The sequence below is a fragment of the Leifsonia araucanica genome, assembly GCF_051161895.1.
GTDB lineage: Bacteria > Actinomycetota > Actinomycetes > Actinomycetales > Microbacteriaceae > Leifsonia.
Genome location: NZ_JBMBTW010000002.1, coordinates 2,878,356 through 2,894,019 on the forward strand (window position 1 = coordinate 2,878,356; position 15,664 = coordinate 2,894,019).

The 15,664-nt window shown below is 67.7% G+C and carries 14 protein-coding genes; 12 read left to right on the top strand and 2 right to left on the bottom strand.

Annotation, left to right across the window (positions count from 1 at the left end; all coding sequences use genetic code 11):
* Positions 1-29: 29 nt before the first annotated feature.
* The 8 genes from ACN6M5_RS13950 (at position 30) to ACN6M5_RS13985 (ending at position 9,177) form a co-directional block, all read left to right on the top strand.
* Positions 30-1,394: an alpha-L-fucosidase gene (locus ACN6M5_RS13950; protein ID WP_434950691.1), complete on the top strand. Its 1,365-nt coding sequence runs from the start codon at positions 30-32 to the stop codon at positions 1,392-1,394.
* A 224-nt stretch (positions 1,395-1,618) separates the two neighbouring features.
* Entirely contained in the window at positions 1,619-2,815 is a 1,197-nt protein-coding gene (locus ACN6M5_RS13955; RefSeq protein ID WP_434950693.1) for an ABC transporter substrate-binding protein, read from the top strand.
* 4 nt (positions 2,816-2,819) lie between these two features.
* Positions 2,820-3,812, top strand: coding sequence for a carbohydrate ABC transporter permease (locus ACN6M5_RS13960; RefSeq protein WP_434950695.1), 993 nt, complete (start codon positions 2,820-2,822; stop codon positions 3,810-3,812).
* A complete protein-coding gene (locus tag ACN6M5_RS13965; protein ID WP_434950697.1) occupies positions 3,802-4,689 on the top strand; it encodes a carbohydrate ABC transporter permease in 888 nt (295 codons plus the stop codon). The genes ACN6M5_RS13960 and ACN6M5_RS13965 overlap by 11 nt, the downstream gene beginning before the upstream one ends.
* Positions 4,689-5,888 (top strand): mandelate racemase/muconate lactonizing enzyme family protein, encoded by a 1,200-nt coding sequence (locus ACN6M5_RS13970; protein WP_434950699.1) that lies wholly within the window; start codon positions 4,689-4,691, stop codon positions 5,886-5,888. Before ACN6M5_RS13965 ends, ACN6M5_RS13970 begins: the two co-directional genes overlap by 1 nt.
* Before the next feature lie 5 nt (positions 5,889-5,893).
* Positions 5,894-6,889, top strand: coding sequence for an aldo/keto reductase (locus ACN6M5_RS13975; protein ID WP_434950701.1), 996 nt, complete (start codon positions 5,894-5,896; stop codon positions 6,887-6,889).
* 55 nt (positions 6,890-6,944) lie between these two features.
* Complete coding sequence (locus tag ACN6M5_RS13980; RefSeq protein WP_434950703.1) at positions 6,945-7,658, top strand: GntR family transcriptional regulator; 714 nt, start codon at positions 6,945-6,947, stop codon at positions 7,656-7,658.
* Between the two features lie 226 nt (positions 7,659-7,884).
* Positions 7,885-9,177, top strand: a complete 1,293-nt coding sequence (locus ACN6M5_RS13985) for an enolase C-terminal domain-like protein (protein ID WP_434950705.1) — start codon at positions 7,885-7,887, stop codon at positions 9,175-9,177.
* Between the two features lie 43 nt (positions 9,178-9,220).
* Here ACN6M5_RS13985 and ACN6M5_RS13990 read toward each other — a convergent pair whose 3' ends face one another.
* Together ACN6M5_RS13990 and ACN6M5_RS13995 are read right to left on the bottom strand one after the other, a co-directional pair.
* A complete protein-coding gene (locus ACN6M5_RS13990; RefSeq protein ID WP_434950707.1) occupies positions 9,221-9,970 on the bottom strand; it encodes an SDR family NAD(P)-dependent oxidoreductase in 750 nt (249 codons plus the stop codon).
* A gap of 17 nt (positions 9,971-9,987) precedes the next feature.
* Positions 9,988-10,839, bottom strand: a complete 852-nt coding sequence (locus ACN6M5_RS13995) for a fumarylacetoacetate hydrolase family protein (RefSeq protein WP_434952405.1) — start codon at positions 10,837-10,839, stop codon at positions 9,988-9,990.
* A gap of 105 nt (positions 10,840-10,944) precedes the next feature.
* On the opposite strand from ACN6M5_RS13995, the gene ACN6M5_RS14000 reads away from it, so the two are divergent.
* From ACN6M5_RS14000 to mmsB, 4 genes are all read left to right on the top strand, one after another.
* Positions 10,945-11,292 carry an L-rhamnose mutarotase gene (locus tag ACN6M5_RS14000; RefSeq protein ID WP_434950709.1) on the top strand — a complete coding sequence of 116 codons (348 nt, stop codon included), beginning with the start codon at positions 10,945-10,947 and terminating at the stop codon, positions 11,290-11,292.
* A gap of 83 nt (positions 11,293-11,375) precedes the next feature.
* The gene (locus tag ACN6M5_RS14005; protein WP_434950711.1) at positions 11,376-12,566 is read left to right on the top strand and encodes an ROK family transcriptional regulator; all 1,191 of its coding nucleotides are present in this window, start codon (positions 11,376-11,378) and stop codon (positions 12,564-12,566) included.
* A 140-nt stretch (positions 12,567-12,706) separates the two neighbouring features.
* Positions 12,707-14,254 carry a multiple monosaccharide ABC transporter ATP-binding protein gene (mmsA, locus tag ACN6M5_RS14010; protein WP_085367513.1) on the top strand — a complete coding sequence of 516 codons (1,548 nt, stop codon included), beginning with the start codon at positions 12,707-12,709 and terminating at the stop codon, positions 14,252-14,254.
* The gene (gene mmsB / locus ACN6M5_RS14015) at positions 14,254-15,594 is read left to right on the top strand and encodes a multiple monosaccharide ABC transporter permease (protein ID WP_168688279.1); all 1,341 of its coding nucleotides are present in this window, start codon (positions 14,254-14,256) and stop codon (positions 15,592-15,594) included. Before mmsA ends, mmsB begins: the two co-directional genes overlap by 1 nt.
* Positions 15,595-15,664 lie beyond the last annotated feature (70 nt).

Genomic DNA, 15,664 nt, shown 5'->3' on the forward strand with positions numbered 1-15,664 from the left:
GCATCCCTACTCAAAGGAGAGTTCTCCCCGTGGATTCGACCCTCACCGCTCTACCCGACTCGTTCGTGCGTCCCGCCGACTTCCAGCTGCCAGGCGGGGAGTGGTTCATCGGCGCAGGATTCGGCCTGTTCGTGCACTGGGACCACGCCAGCCAGCAGGGCATCGAGATCTCCTGGCCGCTGGTCGGCCGGTCCATCATCCCCGGCTCCGACGCGGTCGAGGACACCGTCAGCGTCGAGCAGTACCAGTCGACGGCGCCCACCTTCAACCCGGTCGACTGGGATGCGGTCGCCCTCGCCCGCCTGGCCAAGCGCGCCGGCGCCCGCTACGTCGTGTTCACCGCCCGCCACCACGCCGGATACTCGATGTTCCACACCGCGCACTCCGACTTCGGCATCGAGCACTCGCCGTTCGGTCGCGACATCACCCGCGAGTTCGTCGAGGCGATCCGCGCCGAGGGCATCCGGGTGGGCATCTACTACAGCCTCCCCGACTGGAACCACGCAGACTACCCGGCCTTCCAGGACAGCGACCGCCCGTACCCGCTCGAGCACTGGCCCGCCGCGGGAGACCCGGCCAACGCCGGCACCCCTGTCGCGGAGGACAAGCACCGCCGGCCGACGCCGGAGGCCTGGGCGCGCTACCAGGACTACCTGCGCGGGCAGCTCACCGAACTGCTCACCGGCTACGGCACCATCGACCTGCTCTGGTTCGACGGAGAGTGGGAGCGCTCGGAGCAGGAATGGGACAGCGCGGGGCTGCGCGCCCTCATCAAATCGCTGCAACCGGATGTGGTCATCAACGACCGCCTGCTCGGCCAGGGCGACTACAAGACGCCGGAGCAGGGCTTCCCTGTCACGGCGCCGACCGGTCCGTGGGAGCTGTGCCTGACCATCGGCCAGATGTGGGCGTGGCGGCCGGGAGACACCAAGAGCAAGTCCACCACCTCGCTCGTGACCACACTGATCGAGGTGGCGAGCCGCGGAGGCAACCTGCTGCTCAACATCGGCCCCAAGGGCGACGGCAGCCTCAACGAGTCGCAGGTGCAGACGCTGGACGAGATCGGCCAGTGGATGGATGCGCACGCCGAGAGCGTCGTCGGCGTCTCGCCCACCGTCGGCGTCGACTACTACGGCCCGTCCACCGCCCGGCCCGGGACGATCTACCTGCACCTGGTGATGCGGCCGATCGAGCAGGTGATCGTGCGGGGCATCCCGGTGGGCCGGGTCACGGGCATCCGGTTGCTGGCGACGGGCGAGCAGCTGCCGTACGAGGTCAACTACGAGGTACACGAGCAGGCGTCGCGGGATGCCGAGCCGCTGGGTGAGCTGCTGATCCCCGCGCCCGCCGCATCCGGTGCCGTCGTGGACGTGATCGCGATCGACTTCGCCTGACCGGCACAGACCGGGTCGACTACTTGACCGGCCGGGGCGCAGCAGCTTATGCTCCCCATAACCTATATCAAAGACCCTATAGGATCGCGGATCCGCCCCTCGGAGCGAGACCGCGGAACAGCAGGCTCAGTAGGCGATCACATTTGATGAATCCAATGGAGGAGGCACAGCAAGTGACACCACGAACCACGCGCGCGGCGGGACGTATCGGAACCGCAATCGTATTGGCAGGAGCCCTCACGGCGCTCGCAGGATGTGCGGCCGGAGGCGGGGGCAACGCCTCCGGCGGACCCATCTCGATGTACACCTGGGTCAGCAGTCAGAGCGACCGCGACCAGTGGGAAGGCTTCATCGACCTCGGCAAGAAGGTCGACCCGAAGCTCGATGTGACCATCGACGGCCCGAGCTTCAACGACTACTGGACGAAGGTCAAGACCCGCCTCAGCGGCTCCAACCCGCCCTGCCTGCTCACCACGCAGGCCGCGCGGGCCCAGGAGCTCGGCGGGCTGCTCATGCCGCTCGACGACCTGATCAAGAAGTACAAGCTCGACACCTCGGCGTTCGACGCGTCCATGCTCAAGGGCATGACGGTCGACGGCACGATCCGCGCCATCCCGTACGACGCAGAGCCGATCGTCCTCTACTACAACGTGGATGCGTTCAAGAAGGCCGGCCTGGAGCTGCCGAGCACGACGTACTCGCGCGAGCAGTTCCTGTCCGATGCGAAGAAGCTCACCACGGGCGACCACAAGGCGCTCGCGATCGAGCCTGGCTTCTTCATCCCGAACGCCTGGGCCATCGCCGACGGCGCAGAGGCTGTGAAGGGCGGGAAGCTCGACCTGACCAACTCCAAGCTGGTCGACCAGGTGCAGTCGTACTTCGACCTGGTCAGCAAGGAGGGCATCGCGGCGGCGCCGAACGCGGCGGACGGCTCCGATGTGGCGCAGGCCGCGTTCACCGGCGGCTCGACCGACATGCTGATCGAGGGACCGTGGATGTACGGCACCTTCGCCTCGGCGGCCAAGTTCCAGATGGGCGTGACCATCGTGCCGAGCACCTCGGGCGACGCGCACGGCATGACGGCCGGCTCCGGCTTCGGCATCGCGAAGAACTGCAAGGACCCGGATGGCGCGTTCAAGGCCATCCAGGCGATGACGGACACGAGCGTGCTCAAGGGCCAGGCGGAGAAGCGCGGCATCGTCCCGTCCAGGGCTGACGCACAGTCCGCCTGGGCGGAGGGCAAGACGCCGGAGGCCGCTGCCGCCGTGCAGGCGCTGCTCGGCAACGCCACCGCGCAGCTCACCACCCCCACCTGGAACCAGGTGGAGACCCTGTTCACCCAGTACGGCGTCGAAGGGTACCGCGGTGACAAGACGGCCAAGGACGTGATGAACACGATCCAGAACTCGGTGGGGCAGTAGCCGCATGGCTTCCCCGCTGATCTCGGGCGCCGTCGTCTCGAAGGAGACGGCGGCGTCCGCCGCGCCCGAATCGACGGAGACGCGCCCGTTCGGCGTGCCCCACCCCACCCCGCCGCGGGGCACCAGGAAGCGGAAGGGCGACGGCCTCGTCGCCCTCGCATACCTGTGGCCCGGCCTCGCGGGGTTCACGTTCTTCATCCTGGTGCCGCTGCTCGGCTCGCTGGTGATCAGCCTGTTCGAGTGGCCGCTGTTCGGTTCGCCGACGTTCGTCGGGTTCGCCAACTACCAGAAGCTGTTCTCCGACCCCACGTTCTACACGGTCCTGATCAACACGGTGATCTTCGCGTTCGTCTACACAGCGCTCAACCTGGTGCTCGCACTGGCCGTCTCGCTGTGGCTGAACACGAGGATCAAGTTCTCCGGCTTCTGGCGCGTGATCTTCTTCCTCCCCGCCATCACGCCGATGGTGGCGAACGCCCTGGTGTGGCGGTTACTGCTGAGCGACAACGGCCTCGTGAACTCGGCTCTCGCATCCATCGGCATCCAGGGCCCCAGCTGGCTGTCGGATGCGTCGTTCGCCCTGTTCTCGGTGATCGCGATGTCGGTCTGGCAGTCGTTCGGCTACAACGTGATCGTGCTCTCCGCCGGTCTCGGCAGCATCCCGAAGGAGATCCTCGAGGCGTCCAGGATGGACGGCACGAGCGCCTGGCAGCGGCTGCGGTCGATCATCCTGCCGATGATCTCCCCGTCGCTGTTCTTCACCATGACGATGACCATGATCGGCGCGTTCCAGGTGTTCGTGCAGCCGCAGATCCTGACCCAGGGCGGTCCGGGGGAGTCGACGAACACGTTCGTGCTCTACCTGTACCGCAACGGTTTCGTCTTCGACAGGCTCGGCTACGCGTCGGCGCTGGCGTGGATCCTGTTCATCGTCGTGATGCTGATCACCGCCCTGCAGTTCGCCGGGCAGAAGAAGTGGGTGAACTATGACAAGTGAGACGCTGTCAAGTGAGACGCTGACCCGCAAGCCTCGCCTGCGCCGCGCCCAGAAGGTCACGGCCGCCAAGACCTGGCTGAACACCCTGGTGATGGCCGTCGTGGCGCTGGTGTTCACCTTCCCGTTCATCTGGATGTTCTTCTCTGCCCTCAAGCCGGAGTCCGAGGTGTTCTCGGCGAAGCCGTCGTTCATCGGCTCCGAGGTGAAGTGGTCCAACTTCGCGGATGCGTGGACCCTGGTGCCGTTCGGGCGCTTCATCTTCAACGGCTTCTTCGTGGCGATCATGGGCGCACTGCTGTCGGTGATCGTCGCTGTGCTGTCCGCCTACGCGTTCTCCCGGCTGCGCTTCAAGTACCGCGACCGCTTGTTCCTGCTCTACGTGCTCACGCTCGTGCTGCCGCAGGAGGTGCTGGTCGTTCCGCTGTTCATCATGATGAACCAGCTGGGCCTGGTCGACACGTATGCGGCGCTGATCATCCCGTTCGCGTTCACCGCGTTCGGCACGTTCCTGCTCCGGCAGTTCTTCCTGACCATCCCGATCGAGTTCGAGGAGGCCGCGCTGATCGACGGCGCCTCCCGGTTCCGCACGCTCTGGTCGGTGCTGCTGCCGCAGCTCACGGCACCGCTGTCCGTGCTCGGCGTGTTCTCGTTCGTCGGCTACTACAACTCCTACCTGTGGCCGCTGATCATCATCAACAGCCAGGAGCTCGCGACCGTGCCCCTCGGCCTGTCGATGTTCACCGGCGAGCACGGCACCCAGTGGAGCCTGATGATGGCCGCATCCACCCTGGCGATCATCCCGTCGCTGATCATCGTGGCCGTGCTGCAGCGCCAGCTCATCAAGGGCGTCGCGCTCGGCGGCTTCGGCGGCCGGTGATGGCCGTCGTCGCGCGCACCGGCTCCGCCCGCACCGGCCCCTCCGGCACCCACCCCACCCCGAAAGCAGAGCAGATGACCTTCGCACCGCCCATCGACCGCATCGCCGTGGACGGCACCATCGTCTTCGCGGAGGCCTGGCTGAGCGACCTCGAAGTGGAGACCGTCCGCACAGACGCTGTGCAGTCGTTCGTGAAGCAGGAGACGATCTTCGTGCGCATCCGGACAGCGGGCGGCGTGGAGGGGATCGGCTACAGCTATACGATCGGCACCGGAGGCGGCGCCGTGCTCAGCCTGCTGCGGTCCGGGCTGCTCGACGTTCTGCTCGGGATGGACGCCAACCGTCCGGAGGCGGTGTGGCACGCGCTCTTCTCGTCCACCCGCGCCACCACGGTCGGCGCGATCACATCGCTCGCGCTCGCCGCCGTCGACACCGCCGTCTGGGATGCGCGCTGCGTCGCCGCCGGCCTGCCGCTGTGGGTGGCGGCGGGTGGAGCGCGGCCGAGCATCCCGTTGTACGACACCGAGGGCGGCTGGCTGCATTTCAGCACGGAGGAGCTGGTGGCGCAGGCCGTCGAGTCGAAGGCGCGCGGGATGCACGGGGTGAAGATCAAGGTCGGCAAGCCGCGCGGGCACGAGGACTTCGAGCGCCTCGCCGCCGTGCGGGATGCCGTCGGCCCCGGCATGGACATCATGGTCGACGCCAACCAGTCGATGACGGCCGCCGAGGCCATCCGGCGCGCGGCCCTGTTCGAGAAGCTCGACATCTTCTGGTTCGAGGAGCCGCTGCCCGCCGAAGACGTCGCAGGGCACCGCAGGCTCGCGGAGGCGACCAGCCTGCCGGTGGCGGTGGGGGAGTCGATCTACTCGGTCGGGCACTTCCGCGAGTATCTGCAGTCCGGCGCAGCGTCGATCGTGCAGGTGGATGTGGCCAGGGTCGGCGGGGTCACGCCGTGGCTGAAGGTCGCGCACCTCGCCGAGGCGTTCAACGTCGCGGTCGCCCCGCACTTCCTGATGGAGCTGCACGTCTCGCTGTGCTGCGCCATCCCGAACGCGCTCTACCTGGAGCACATCCCGCAGCTGCGCGCCGTGACGCGCAGCGAGATGACCGTCAGCGACGGCGCGGGCGTCGCGCCGACCACGCCGGGCCTCGGCATCGAGTGGGACCTCGACGCGATCGACGATCTGAGGGTGAGCTGACCAGAATGGAGACTGTGAACACCGCCACCGCATCCCGTGCTTTCGGCCGGGGCGGCCTGACCGTCGGACCGATCGGCTACGGCGTCGCGGCCCTCGGCAACCTCTACCGGCCGCTCGCCGAGGACGTGTGGCCCGGCATCGTGCCCGCGGCGTGGGAGGCGGGCATCCGGTACTTCGACACGGCCCCGCACTACGGCCTCGGCCTCGCGGAGAAGCGGCTGGCCGCCGGTCTGCAGGAGTACCCGAGGGATGCGTTCGTGCTGTCGACCAAGGTCGGTCGCGTGCTGGAGCCCAACCCGGGCTATCGCGAGGGGGACACCGACCTCGGAAACCTGTTCGCGGTGCCGTCGACCCTGCGCCGCCGGCTGGACTATTCACGCGACGGCGTGCTGCGGTCCGTCGAGGACTCGCTGACCAGGCTCGGCCTCGACCGCATCGACGTGGTGTTCGTGCACGATCCGGATGAGCACGAGCGGGAGGCGCTGGACGGCGCGTTCCCCGCGCTGGACGAGCTGCGCGCCCAGGGCGTCATCCGGTCGTACGGCGCCGGCATGAACCAGTCGGCGATGCTGACGAGGTTCGTGCGGGAGACCGACCTGGACATCGTGATGTGCGCAGGCCGGTACACGCTGCTCGACCCGTCGGCCGAGCAGGATCTGCTGCCCGCCGCCGCGGAGCGCGGGGTGTCCGTGGCCGTCGCCGCGGTGTTCAACTCGGGCATCCTGGCCACCGACCGTCCGGTGGCGGGCGCGACGTACGACTACGGCGCTGCCCCGGATGCGCTGCTCGCGCGCGTCTCCCGCATCGCCGACATCGCCGCTCCGTACGGCGTGACCGTGCCGCAGCTGGCCGTGCAGTTCCCGCTGCGCCACCCGGCCGTCGCCACGGTCGTGCTCGGCGCGGACTCGGCAGCGCAGATCACCAGGAACGCCGGATTGGCCGCTGTTTCCGTGCCGGACGCGCTCTGGGCGGAGCTCTCCGAGGCGGGACTTCTGCCGTGAGAATCCTGCATCCTCTATCCTCTCTTTCCCTCCGACGAAGCCATACGATGTCTGCATGAGCACCGAATCAGCACCAGGCGCGCACTTCCTCCCCGCGAGGAGGGCGCTCGCCGACGACGTGTACGACGCCGTCCTCGGCCTGCTCATGGACCAGATCATCGAGCCGGGCAGCCGGGCCAGCATCGACGGCATCGCCCGCCAGCTCAACGTCTCGCCGACCCCGGTCCGCGAGGCCCTCGCGCGCCTCGAATCGGAGGGCCTGGTGGTCAAGCAGGCGCTCAAGGGGTACACCGCCGCGCCGCTGCTCGACAGCGAGGGTCTGCGTCAGCTCTTCGAGATGCGGCGCCTGATGGAGCCGTACGCCACCCGCAAGGCGGTGGGCGAGCTCACCACGGAGACGCTCGCCGAACTGGAAGAGCTCTGCGACGCCATGCACGCCAGCGGCGAGGCGGCACAGAGCGGAGACGACCGGTTCCGCGACTACCGCGACTTCGCCGACCAGGATGCGGCCTTCCACCGCATCATCGCCGAGCACTCCGGCAACGCGCTGCTCTCCGACGCCATCGCCCGGCTGAGGTCGCACATGCACCAGTACCGCGTCTACTTCAAGCACGGCGTGGTCGAGGAGACCTCCGGCGAGCACGAGGCCGTCCTCGAAGCACTGCGCGCCGGCGACGCCGAGGCCGCCGAGAGGGCGATGCTCGACCACATCACCAAGTCGTACACGCGCATCTCCGCCAGCCTGGCGGACGCCGACCAGCACAGCTGACCCGCGCCCCGCATCCCCATCCCGGATCTCCGTCCAAGCGGAGTTCCTGCCGGTCGCGCCCGAAAACTCCGCTCGAACGGAGGACACGCCGGGCCTGCGCGCGCGTTCTCCGCGCGAAGCCACCACATCCAGCGATGGCAAATTCGCGCATATCCACCTATATCCAATAGGATGTTGTCTATCAGTCGACGCGATGGTGCTCGGCGATGGATGGGAAGGGATGCGCGTGAGCATCGTCACAGGATTCGAAACACTGGACGTCCGGTTCGAGACGTCGGCCATGCTCGACGGCTCCGACGCGATGAACTCGGACCCGGACTACTCGGCCGCCTACCTGCGGGTCACCACCGACGCCCCGGACGGCCACGAGGGCCACGCGTTCGTGTTCACGATCGGTCGTGGAAACGACGTGCAGGTCGCGGCCATCGACGCCGTCGCCCACCGGGTGATCGGGCGGGACGTCGAGGCGATCCTCGACGACCTCGGCGGGTTCTGGCGCGAGTTCGTCTACGACTCGCAGCTGCGCTGGCTCGGCCCGGAGAAGGGCGTCATGCACATGGCCATCGGCGCCGTCGTGAACGCGTTCTGGGACATCAAGGCCAAGCGCGCCGGCCTCCCGCTCTGGCAGCTCCTCTCCCGTATGACGCCGGAGCAGATCGCCGACCTGGTCGACTTCCGCTACCTGAGCGACGCGCTCACCCGCGACGAGGCCATCGAGATCCTCCGGGTTGCGCTCCCCGGCCGCGCAGAGCGCGAGGCCGACCTGCTCGCCGTCGGCTATCCCGCGTACACGACCACGCCCGGCTGGCTCGGCTACTCCGACGACAAGCTGCGCCGGCTGGCGCGCGAGGCCGTCGACGAGGGCTTCGAGCAGATCAAGCTCAAGGTGGGCGACAACCTGGACGACGACATCCGGCGCCTCGGCATCGCGCGCGAGACCGTCGGCCAGGACATCCGGATCGCCATCGACGCCAACCAGCGCTGGGACCGCGACCAGGCCATCGAGTGGATCCACGCCCTCGAACCGTTCGGCCTCGCCTGGGTGGAGGAGCCGACCAACCCCGACGACATCCTCGCCCACGCCGCCATCGCCGCCGCCATCGCCCCGGTGCCGGTCGCGACGGGGGAGCACGGGATGAGCAGGGTGCTGTTCAAGCAGCTCCTTCAGGCGCAAGCAGCCTCCATCGTGCAGATCGACTCCACGCGCGTCGCCGGCGTCAACGAGAACATCGCGATCCTGCTGCTCGCCGCCAAGTTCGGCGTGCCGGTCTGCCCACACGCGGGCGGCGTCGGCCTCTGCGAGGCCGTGCAGCACTTCTCGATGTTCGACTTCGTGGCGGTCTCCGGCAGCCAGGACGGCCGGATGATCGAGTACACCAAGCACCTGCACGAGCACTTCGTCTCGCCGGTCGACGTCACGGGAGGCCGCTACCGCGCCCCGCTCACCCCCGGCATCGGGATGGAGATGCACGAGGCCTCCCTCACCGCCCACACCTTCGCCGTCCCGGCCGCCGTCTAGCCTTCGGGCGGCCGGGCGGCCGGGCGGCCGGGCGGCGCAGCCGCTAGCGCCGCGGGCGCAGGGAGTACATGCCGCCGTCGACCGCCAGGATGACGCCGTTCGTCGACGCCGAAGTCGGCGACGCGAGGTACGCGACCGCCTCCGCGACCTCCTGCGGCTGCACGAGGCGGCCGTTCGGCTGGCGGGCGGCGAGGGCTGCGCGCTCCGCATCCGGATCGGTGGCTGCGTCGAGCAGACGGCCCACCCACGGGGTGTCGGCCGTGCCGGGGGCGACCGCGTTGACGCGGATGCCGAGCGGCAGGCAGTCGGCGGCGATGGCGAGCGTCATCGCAGAGACCGCGCCTTTCGACGCCGAGTACAGCACGCGCTGGGGGAGCCCGGCCCACGCCGCGATCGAGCTGGTCAGCACCACGGCGGCGGACGGTGACTGCTGCAGGTGCGGCAGCGCGTGGCGGATCGTGCGGGCCGAGCCGATCACGTTCACGTTGAGCACGCGCATCCACTCGTCGTCGTCGTTGGCGAGCACGTCGCCCTGCGCTCCGATGCCCGCGTTGGCGACCACCACGTCCAGTCGCCCCGCCTCGGCCACCACGGCGGCCATCGCGTCGCGCACGCTGGCGTCGTCGCCGATGTCGCACCGGATGCCCGTGTGCGGCGCCGAGACGGCCGCGGCGTCGAGGTCGAGGCAGAACACCCGCGCCCCCCGGGATGCGAGCTCGTCGGCGATCGCCCTGCCGAGCCCGGATGCGCCTCCCGTGACCGCGGCCACGAGTCCTGCGAAGTTCTGCGACACCGTCGTCTCTCCCTGCGTCAGTCGGTCGCGCGCACGGTCGTGCGCTGCTGTCCGAGTCCGTCGATGCCCAGCTCGACCACGTCGCCGGGCGCGAGGTACGGGAAGCGGCCGGACAGTCCGACGCCTTCCGGGGTCCCCGTGTTGATGAGGTCGCCCGGTTCCAGCACCGTGAACTGGCTGAGCCGGTAGACGATCTCGGCCACGCTGAAGATCAGGTCGCTCGTGGTCGACTTCTGGCGCTGCTCGCCGTTGACCGTCGACCAGATGCCGAGTCCCGAGCCGTCGCCGATGGATGCGGTCGGCACCAGCCACGGACCGAGCGGGTTGAACGTCGCGAAGCTCTTGCCCTTGCTCCACTGCCCGAGCGAGCGCTGCAGCTGGTACTCGCGCTCGGACACGTCGTTGGCGACGGTGAAGCCCGCCACGTGGTCGAGCGCCTCGGCCGGCGACGAGAGGTAGCTGGCGCGCTTCCCGATCACCGCGGCGAGCTCCACCTCCCAGTCGGTGGTGGTCGATCCCGGCGGCATGATGACGGCATCGTCCGGTCCGACGACCGTGTTGGGGTGCTTGTAGAACACGACGATGTCGCTGGGCGGCTCCGAGCCGGATTCGCGCGCGTGCGCCGCGTAGTTCATCCCGATGCAGATGACGGCCGTCGGCCGGGCGATCGGCGCGCCGACGCGCATCCCGGTGGGGTCGACCGTCGGAAGGTCGCCCGCGCCGGCCGCTTCCGCCGCACGCGCGAGGCCGTCTGCGTCGAGGAAGGCGCCGTCGATGTCGGCCGTGAGCCGGCGCAGATCCCAGGTGGTGGTCCCGTCGCTCACGACGGGGATCTCCGCTCCTGGCTGGCCGAGTCTCTGGAATCGCATCGTCGGGGTCGGCAGAGTGGGCATCGAGGGTCCTTTCGCTCGTCCATGAACCCTATTACTATTTCCTATAGTATTCCAACACTGCAGGAGAACACGGAGAACACTATGCGCGTCGCCCTCCACTCCGTCGTCCGCGACGGCCACGAATCCGGCTACGAGGAGGCGCACGCCACGATCCCGGACGACCTGGTCGCGTCGTTCGCGCGGGTCGGAATCCACGACTGGACCATCTGGCGCAGCGGCAGGGACCTCTTCCACCTGGTCGACTGCGACGACTTCGCCGCGGCGATGGATGCGCTCGACAACGACGAGGCGAACGCCCGGTGGCAGGCGTTCATCGGCCCGTACGTCGACCACTTCGTGACCACCGGCGATGGCCCGGCCGGGATGGTCGTCGGCGAGGTCTGGAGCCTGGCAGCGCAACGGGAGGCATCCGGCGCGCCCACCCCCTGAGAAACCTGAAGTCACGTTGTGCCCCAACCGTGGGGTTACGTTCACAACTTGACTACAACACTCCTCTCCTGCACCCTTGTCGCATGACCGCCACTTCGGGCTCTCTCGTACGTGGCGCACGCAACCCCGGGTCGCAAGGCGCACTGAGGCACTTGAACCAGGAGCGACTCTTCGAGTTCCTCCTCGCCAACGGCCCTTCGACCCAGGCGGAGCTTGCCCGCGGAACGGGACTGTCGACCGCCACCGTCTCGAACATCGTCAGGGACATGGCGGCCAAAGGCGTGGTCGCCACTTCCCCGGTGAACAGCGGCGGCCGTCGCGCCCTGCTGGTGCAGCTGACCGACACCGGCGACATCGCCGTCGGCGTCGACTTCGGCCGCAGGCACGTCAGGATCGTGCTCACGACGCTCGGCTACGAGGTGCTGGCCGAGGAGGCCATCGCCCTCCCGCTCGGCTACGACGTGGACGAGAGCCTGCAGGCCGCCTCCGACCTCATCGACAGGATGCTCGCCGCCAACGGCTGGGAGCGCGAGTCGGTCCTGTCCGTCGGGGTCGGCATCCCCGGCCCGATCGACCGCAGGACGGGCACCGTGCTGCAGGGCGCGATCCTGCCGGAGTGGGTCGGCGTCAACCTGCGCGACCTCGAGAACGCCTTCCGCTTCCCCGTCGTCGTGGACAACGACGCCAATCTCGGAGCGCTCGCCGAGGTGGCCTGGGGCGCCAACCGCGGCGTGCGGAACCTCATCTTCGTGAAGATCGGCTCCGGCATCGGTGCAGGGCTGATCCTCAACGGCCAGCCGTATTACGGCTACCTCGGGATCACCGGAGAGCTCGGGCACACACCGGTCACCGAGCACGGCGTGATCTGCCGTTGCGGCAACCGCGGCTGCCTCGAAACGGTCGCATCCACCACGGTGATGCTCGAATCCCTCGGCCGCGGATCCGAGACACCGGTGACCACCGAGGACATCCTCCGCAAGGGCCTCCAGCGCGATCCGGCCACCCTGCGCGTCGTCGGCGACGCCGGTTCGGCGATCGGCCAGGCCATCGCCAACATCGCCAACGTGATCAACCCGGAGCTGGTGCTGATCGGCGGCCCGCTCGCCGGGCTCGGGGATGCGCTGCTCGACCCCATCCGGCACGGGATCCTGCAGAACGCCATCCCGGTGATCGGCGAGACCACCACCGTCCGGATGTCGTCTCTCGGCGACAGGGCGGAGTCGCTGGGGGCTGCCGCGCTGGTGATCCAGGCCTCGCTCGCCGGGCGAGACTGACGCGCGACCGACGCAGACCGCGCCGCAAACATCCAGACCGTTATTTACTTGTTGTGTTCACTGTTTGACGCCAAGCCCGAACTTAGCGTTTACTACTTAGGCAGATGGTTCGCAGTTAGCAACAACCCGAAGGAGCGACGATGCCGTCGAACGCAGTCATCCTGGAGATGCGCGCGATCACCAAGGAGTTCCCTGGTGTGAAGGCACTCGAGGATGTCTCCCTCACCGTCAAGGCCGATGAGATCCACGCGATCTGCGGCGAGAACGGTGCAGGAAAGTCCACGCTGATGAAGGTCCTCTCCGGCGTGTACCCGTATGGGACGTACACCGGGGACATCGTCTACAACGGCCAGGAGATGCGCTTCAAGGACATCCGGTCCAGCGAGCACGAGGGCATCGTCATCATCCACCAGGAGCTGGCGCTCATCCCGGAGCTGTCGATCACCGAGAACATCTTCCTCGGCAACGAGCCCGGCCGCGGCGGCGTCATCAACTGGCAGGAAGCCAAGACCCGCGCCACCGAGCTGCTCGCGCGCGTCGGCCTGAGCGACGACCCTGACACCCCGATCAAGAACATCGGCGTCGGCAAGCAGCAGCTGGTCGAGATCGCCAAGGCCCTCAACAAGTCGGTCAAGCTCCTCATCCTCGACGAGCCGACCGCCGCGCTCAACGAGGCGGAGTCCGCCCACCTGCTCGACCTCATCCTGGGGCTGAAGAGCAAGGGCATCAGCTCGATCATGATCAGCCACAAGCTCAACGAGATCGAGCGCGTCGCCGACGAGATCACGATCATCCGCGACGGCCGCACCATCGAGACCCTCAGCGTGAAGGCGGACGGCGTCGACGAGGACCGCATCATCCGAGGGATGGTCGGCCGCACGCTCGAGAGCCGCTTCCCCGAGCACACGCCCAACATCGGCGAGAAGTTCTTCGAGGTGAAGAACTGGGTCGTGCAGCACCCGCAGGTCGCAGAGCGCCTGGTGGTCAAGGACTCGTCGTTCTTCGTCCGCCGCGGCGAGATCGTCGGCTTCGCCGGGCTGATGGGCGCAGGGCGCACCGAGCTCGCGATGAGCATCTTCGGCCGCTCGTACGGCAACTTCATCTCCGGTGAGCTCTACAAGGACGGTCAGCAGATCCAGGTCCGCAACGTCAGCGACGCCATCGACAACGGGATGGCGTACGTGAGCGAGGACCGCAAGGTGCTCGGCCTCAACCTCCTCGACGACATCAAGGAGTCGATCGTCTCCGCCAAGCTCAAGAAGATCTCGCGCTTCAACGTGGTCAACGACCAGCAGGAGTTCGCGATCGCGGAGGAGTACCGCAAGAGCCTGCGCATCAAGACCCCGGATGTCGAACGCGGCGTCAGCACGCTGTCCGGCGGCAACCAGCAGAAGGTCGTCCTGGCAAAGTGGATGTTCACCGACCCCGACCTGCTCATCCTCGACGAGCCCACCCGCGGCATCGACGTCGGCGCCAAGTTCGAGATCTACGGCATCATCCAGCAGCTCGCAGCGCAGGGGAAGGGCGTCATCGTCATCTCCTCCGAACTGCCGGAGCTGCTCGGCATCTCGGACCGCATCTACACGATCTTCGAGGGCCAGATCACCAATGAGCTTCCGATCGCGGAGGCCACCCCAGAAACGCTCCTGAAAAGCATGACATCCGCCAAGAAGAGGGTTGCCCGATAATGACCACACAGATTCCCGAAAAGAAGAAGTCCGGGGGTATCCGCGACCTCGGCAAGATGTTCGGCAGCGGCCAGTCGACCGGACGCCAGTTCGGCATCCTCGGCGCCCTCGTCGTCATCATCATCCTGTTCGAGATCCTGACCGGCGGTAAGACGCTCGAGCCGGTGAACCTGATCAACCTGGTCAACCAGAACGCATACGTGCTCGTCCTGGCGATCGGCATGGTCATGGTGATCATCGCCGGCCACATCGACCTGTCGGTCGGTTCCGTGGCCGCCGTGGTGGGCATCGTGGTCGCCAAGTCGATGACCGACTGGCACGTCCCGTGGCCGCTCGCGATCATTCTGGGCCTCCTGATCGGTGTCGCGATCGGCGCATGGCAGGGCTGGTGGGTCGCGTACGTCGGCGTTCCCGCGTTCATCGTGACCCTGGCCGGCATGCTCATCTTCCGTGGCCTCAACCAGCTGATCGGAAACGCGAACACCATCCCGGTCCCCGACGGCTTCACCTTCATCGGCGGCGGCTTCCTGCCCGACTGGGGACCCGACTTCGGCTACAACAACTCGACGCTGCTGCTCGGCCTCATCATCGCGATCGTGATCGCCGTGATGGAGTGGCGCACCCGCCGCAACCAGACCAAGATGGGCTCCGAGAAGGCGCCGCTCTGGGTCAGCGTCTTCAAGGTGCTCGTGCTCGACGCCGTCGTCATCTACGCCGCGTTCCTCTTCGCCGGTGGCCGCATCGGCACAAGCTTCCCCGTCTCCGGCATCATCCTGGGCATCCTGGTGATCGTCTACTCGTTCGTGACCCGCAGCACGATCTTCGGCCGTCACATCTACGCGGTCGGCGGCAACTGGCACGCTGCCGAGCTGTCCGGCGTCAAGATCAAGCGGATCAACTTCTTCGTGATGATGAACATGTCGGTGCTCGCAGCGCTGGCCGGCATGATCTCGGTCGCCCGCTCGATCTCGTCCGGACCGCAGGACGGCCTCGGCTGGGAGCTCGACGCCATCGCCGCTGTGTTCATCGGTGGTGCAGCGGTCTCCGGTGGTATCGGAACCGTCGCAGGCTCCATCGTCGGTGGTCTCGTCATCGCCGTCCTCAACAACGGCCTGCAGCTGCTCGGCGTCACCTCCGACAAGGTGCAGATCATCAAGGGTCTCGTGCTCCTCATCGCCGTCGGCATCGACGTCTACTCGAAGCGCCGAGGGGGTCCGTCGTTGATCGGCAGACTCACGCAGCGTCGCGAGAAGAGCGTGGACGCCGCCGGAGCCGACCAGCCGGCCGTCGTGCCGGACGCCGACTCCGCCGAAGCGAGCTCGCGCTCGCTGACCAACTGATCCACTCCCCAAAGACTTACCCGTCTGTTCCATCCCTGCACCACCTCAACAAGAGAAAGCGAAATACACA

Bases quoted from the DNA above. Each gene is read 5' to 3' on its own strand.
- ACN6M5_RS13960 (WP_434950695.1), top strand. From the start codon at position 2,820: ATGGCTTCCCCGCTGATCTCGGGCGCCGTCGTCTCGAAGGAGACGGCG.
- ACN6M5_RS13965 (WP_434950697.1), top strand. From the start codon at position 3,802: ATGACAAGTGAGACGCTGTCAAGTGAGACGCTGACCCGCAAGCCTCGC.
- ACN6M5_RS13970 (WP_434950699.1), top strand. From the start codon at position 4,689: ATGGCCGTCGTCGCGCGCACCGGCTCCGCCCGCACCGGCCCCTCCGGC.
- ACN6M5_RS13975 (WP_434950701.1), top strand. From the start codon at position 5,894: ATGGAGACTGTGAACACCGCCACCGCATCCCGTGCTTTCGGCCGGGGC.
- ACN6M5_RS13980 (WP_434950703.1), top strand. From the start codon at position 6,945: ATGAGCACCGAATCAGCACCAGGCGCGCACTTCCTCCCCGCGAGGAGG.
- ACN6M5_RS13995 (WP_434952405.1), bottom strand. From the start codon at position 10,839: ATGCGATTCCAGAGACTCGGCCAGCCAGGAGCGGAGATCCCCGTCGTG.
- ACN6M5_RS14000 (WP_434950709.1), top strand. From the start codon at position 10,945: ATGCGCGTCGCCCTCCACTCCGTCGTCCGCGACGGCCACGAATCCGGC.
- ACN6M5_RS14005 (WP_434950711.1), top strand. From the start codon at position 11,376: ATGACCGCCACTTCGGGCTCTCTCGTACGTGGCGCACGCAACCCCGGG.
- mmsA (WP_085367513.1), top strand. From the start codon at position 12,707: ATGCCGTCGAACGCAGTCATCCTGGAGATGCGCGCGATCACCAAGGAG.
- mmsB (WP_168688279.1), top strand. From the start codon at position 14,254: ATGACCACACAGATTCCCGAAAAGAAGAAGTCCGGGGGTATCCGCGAC.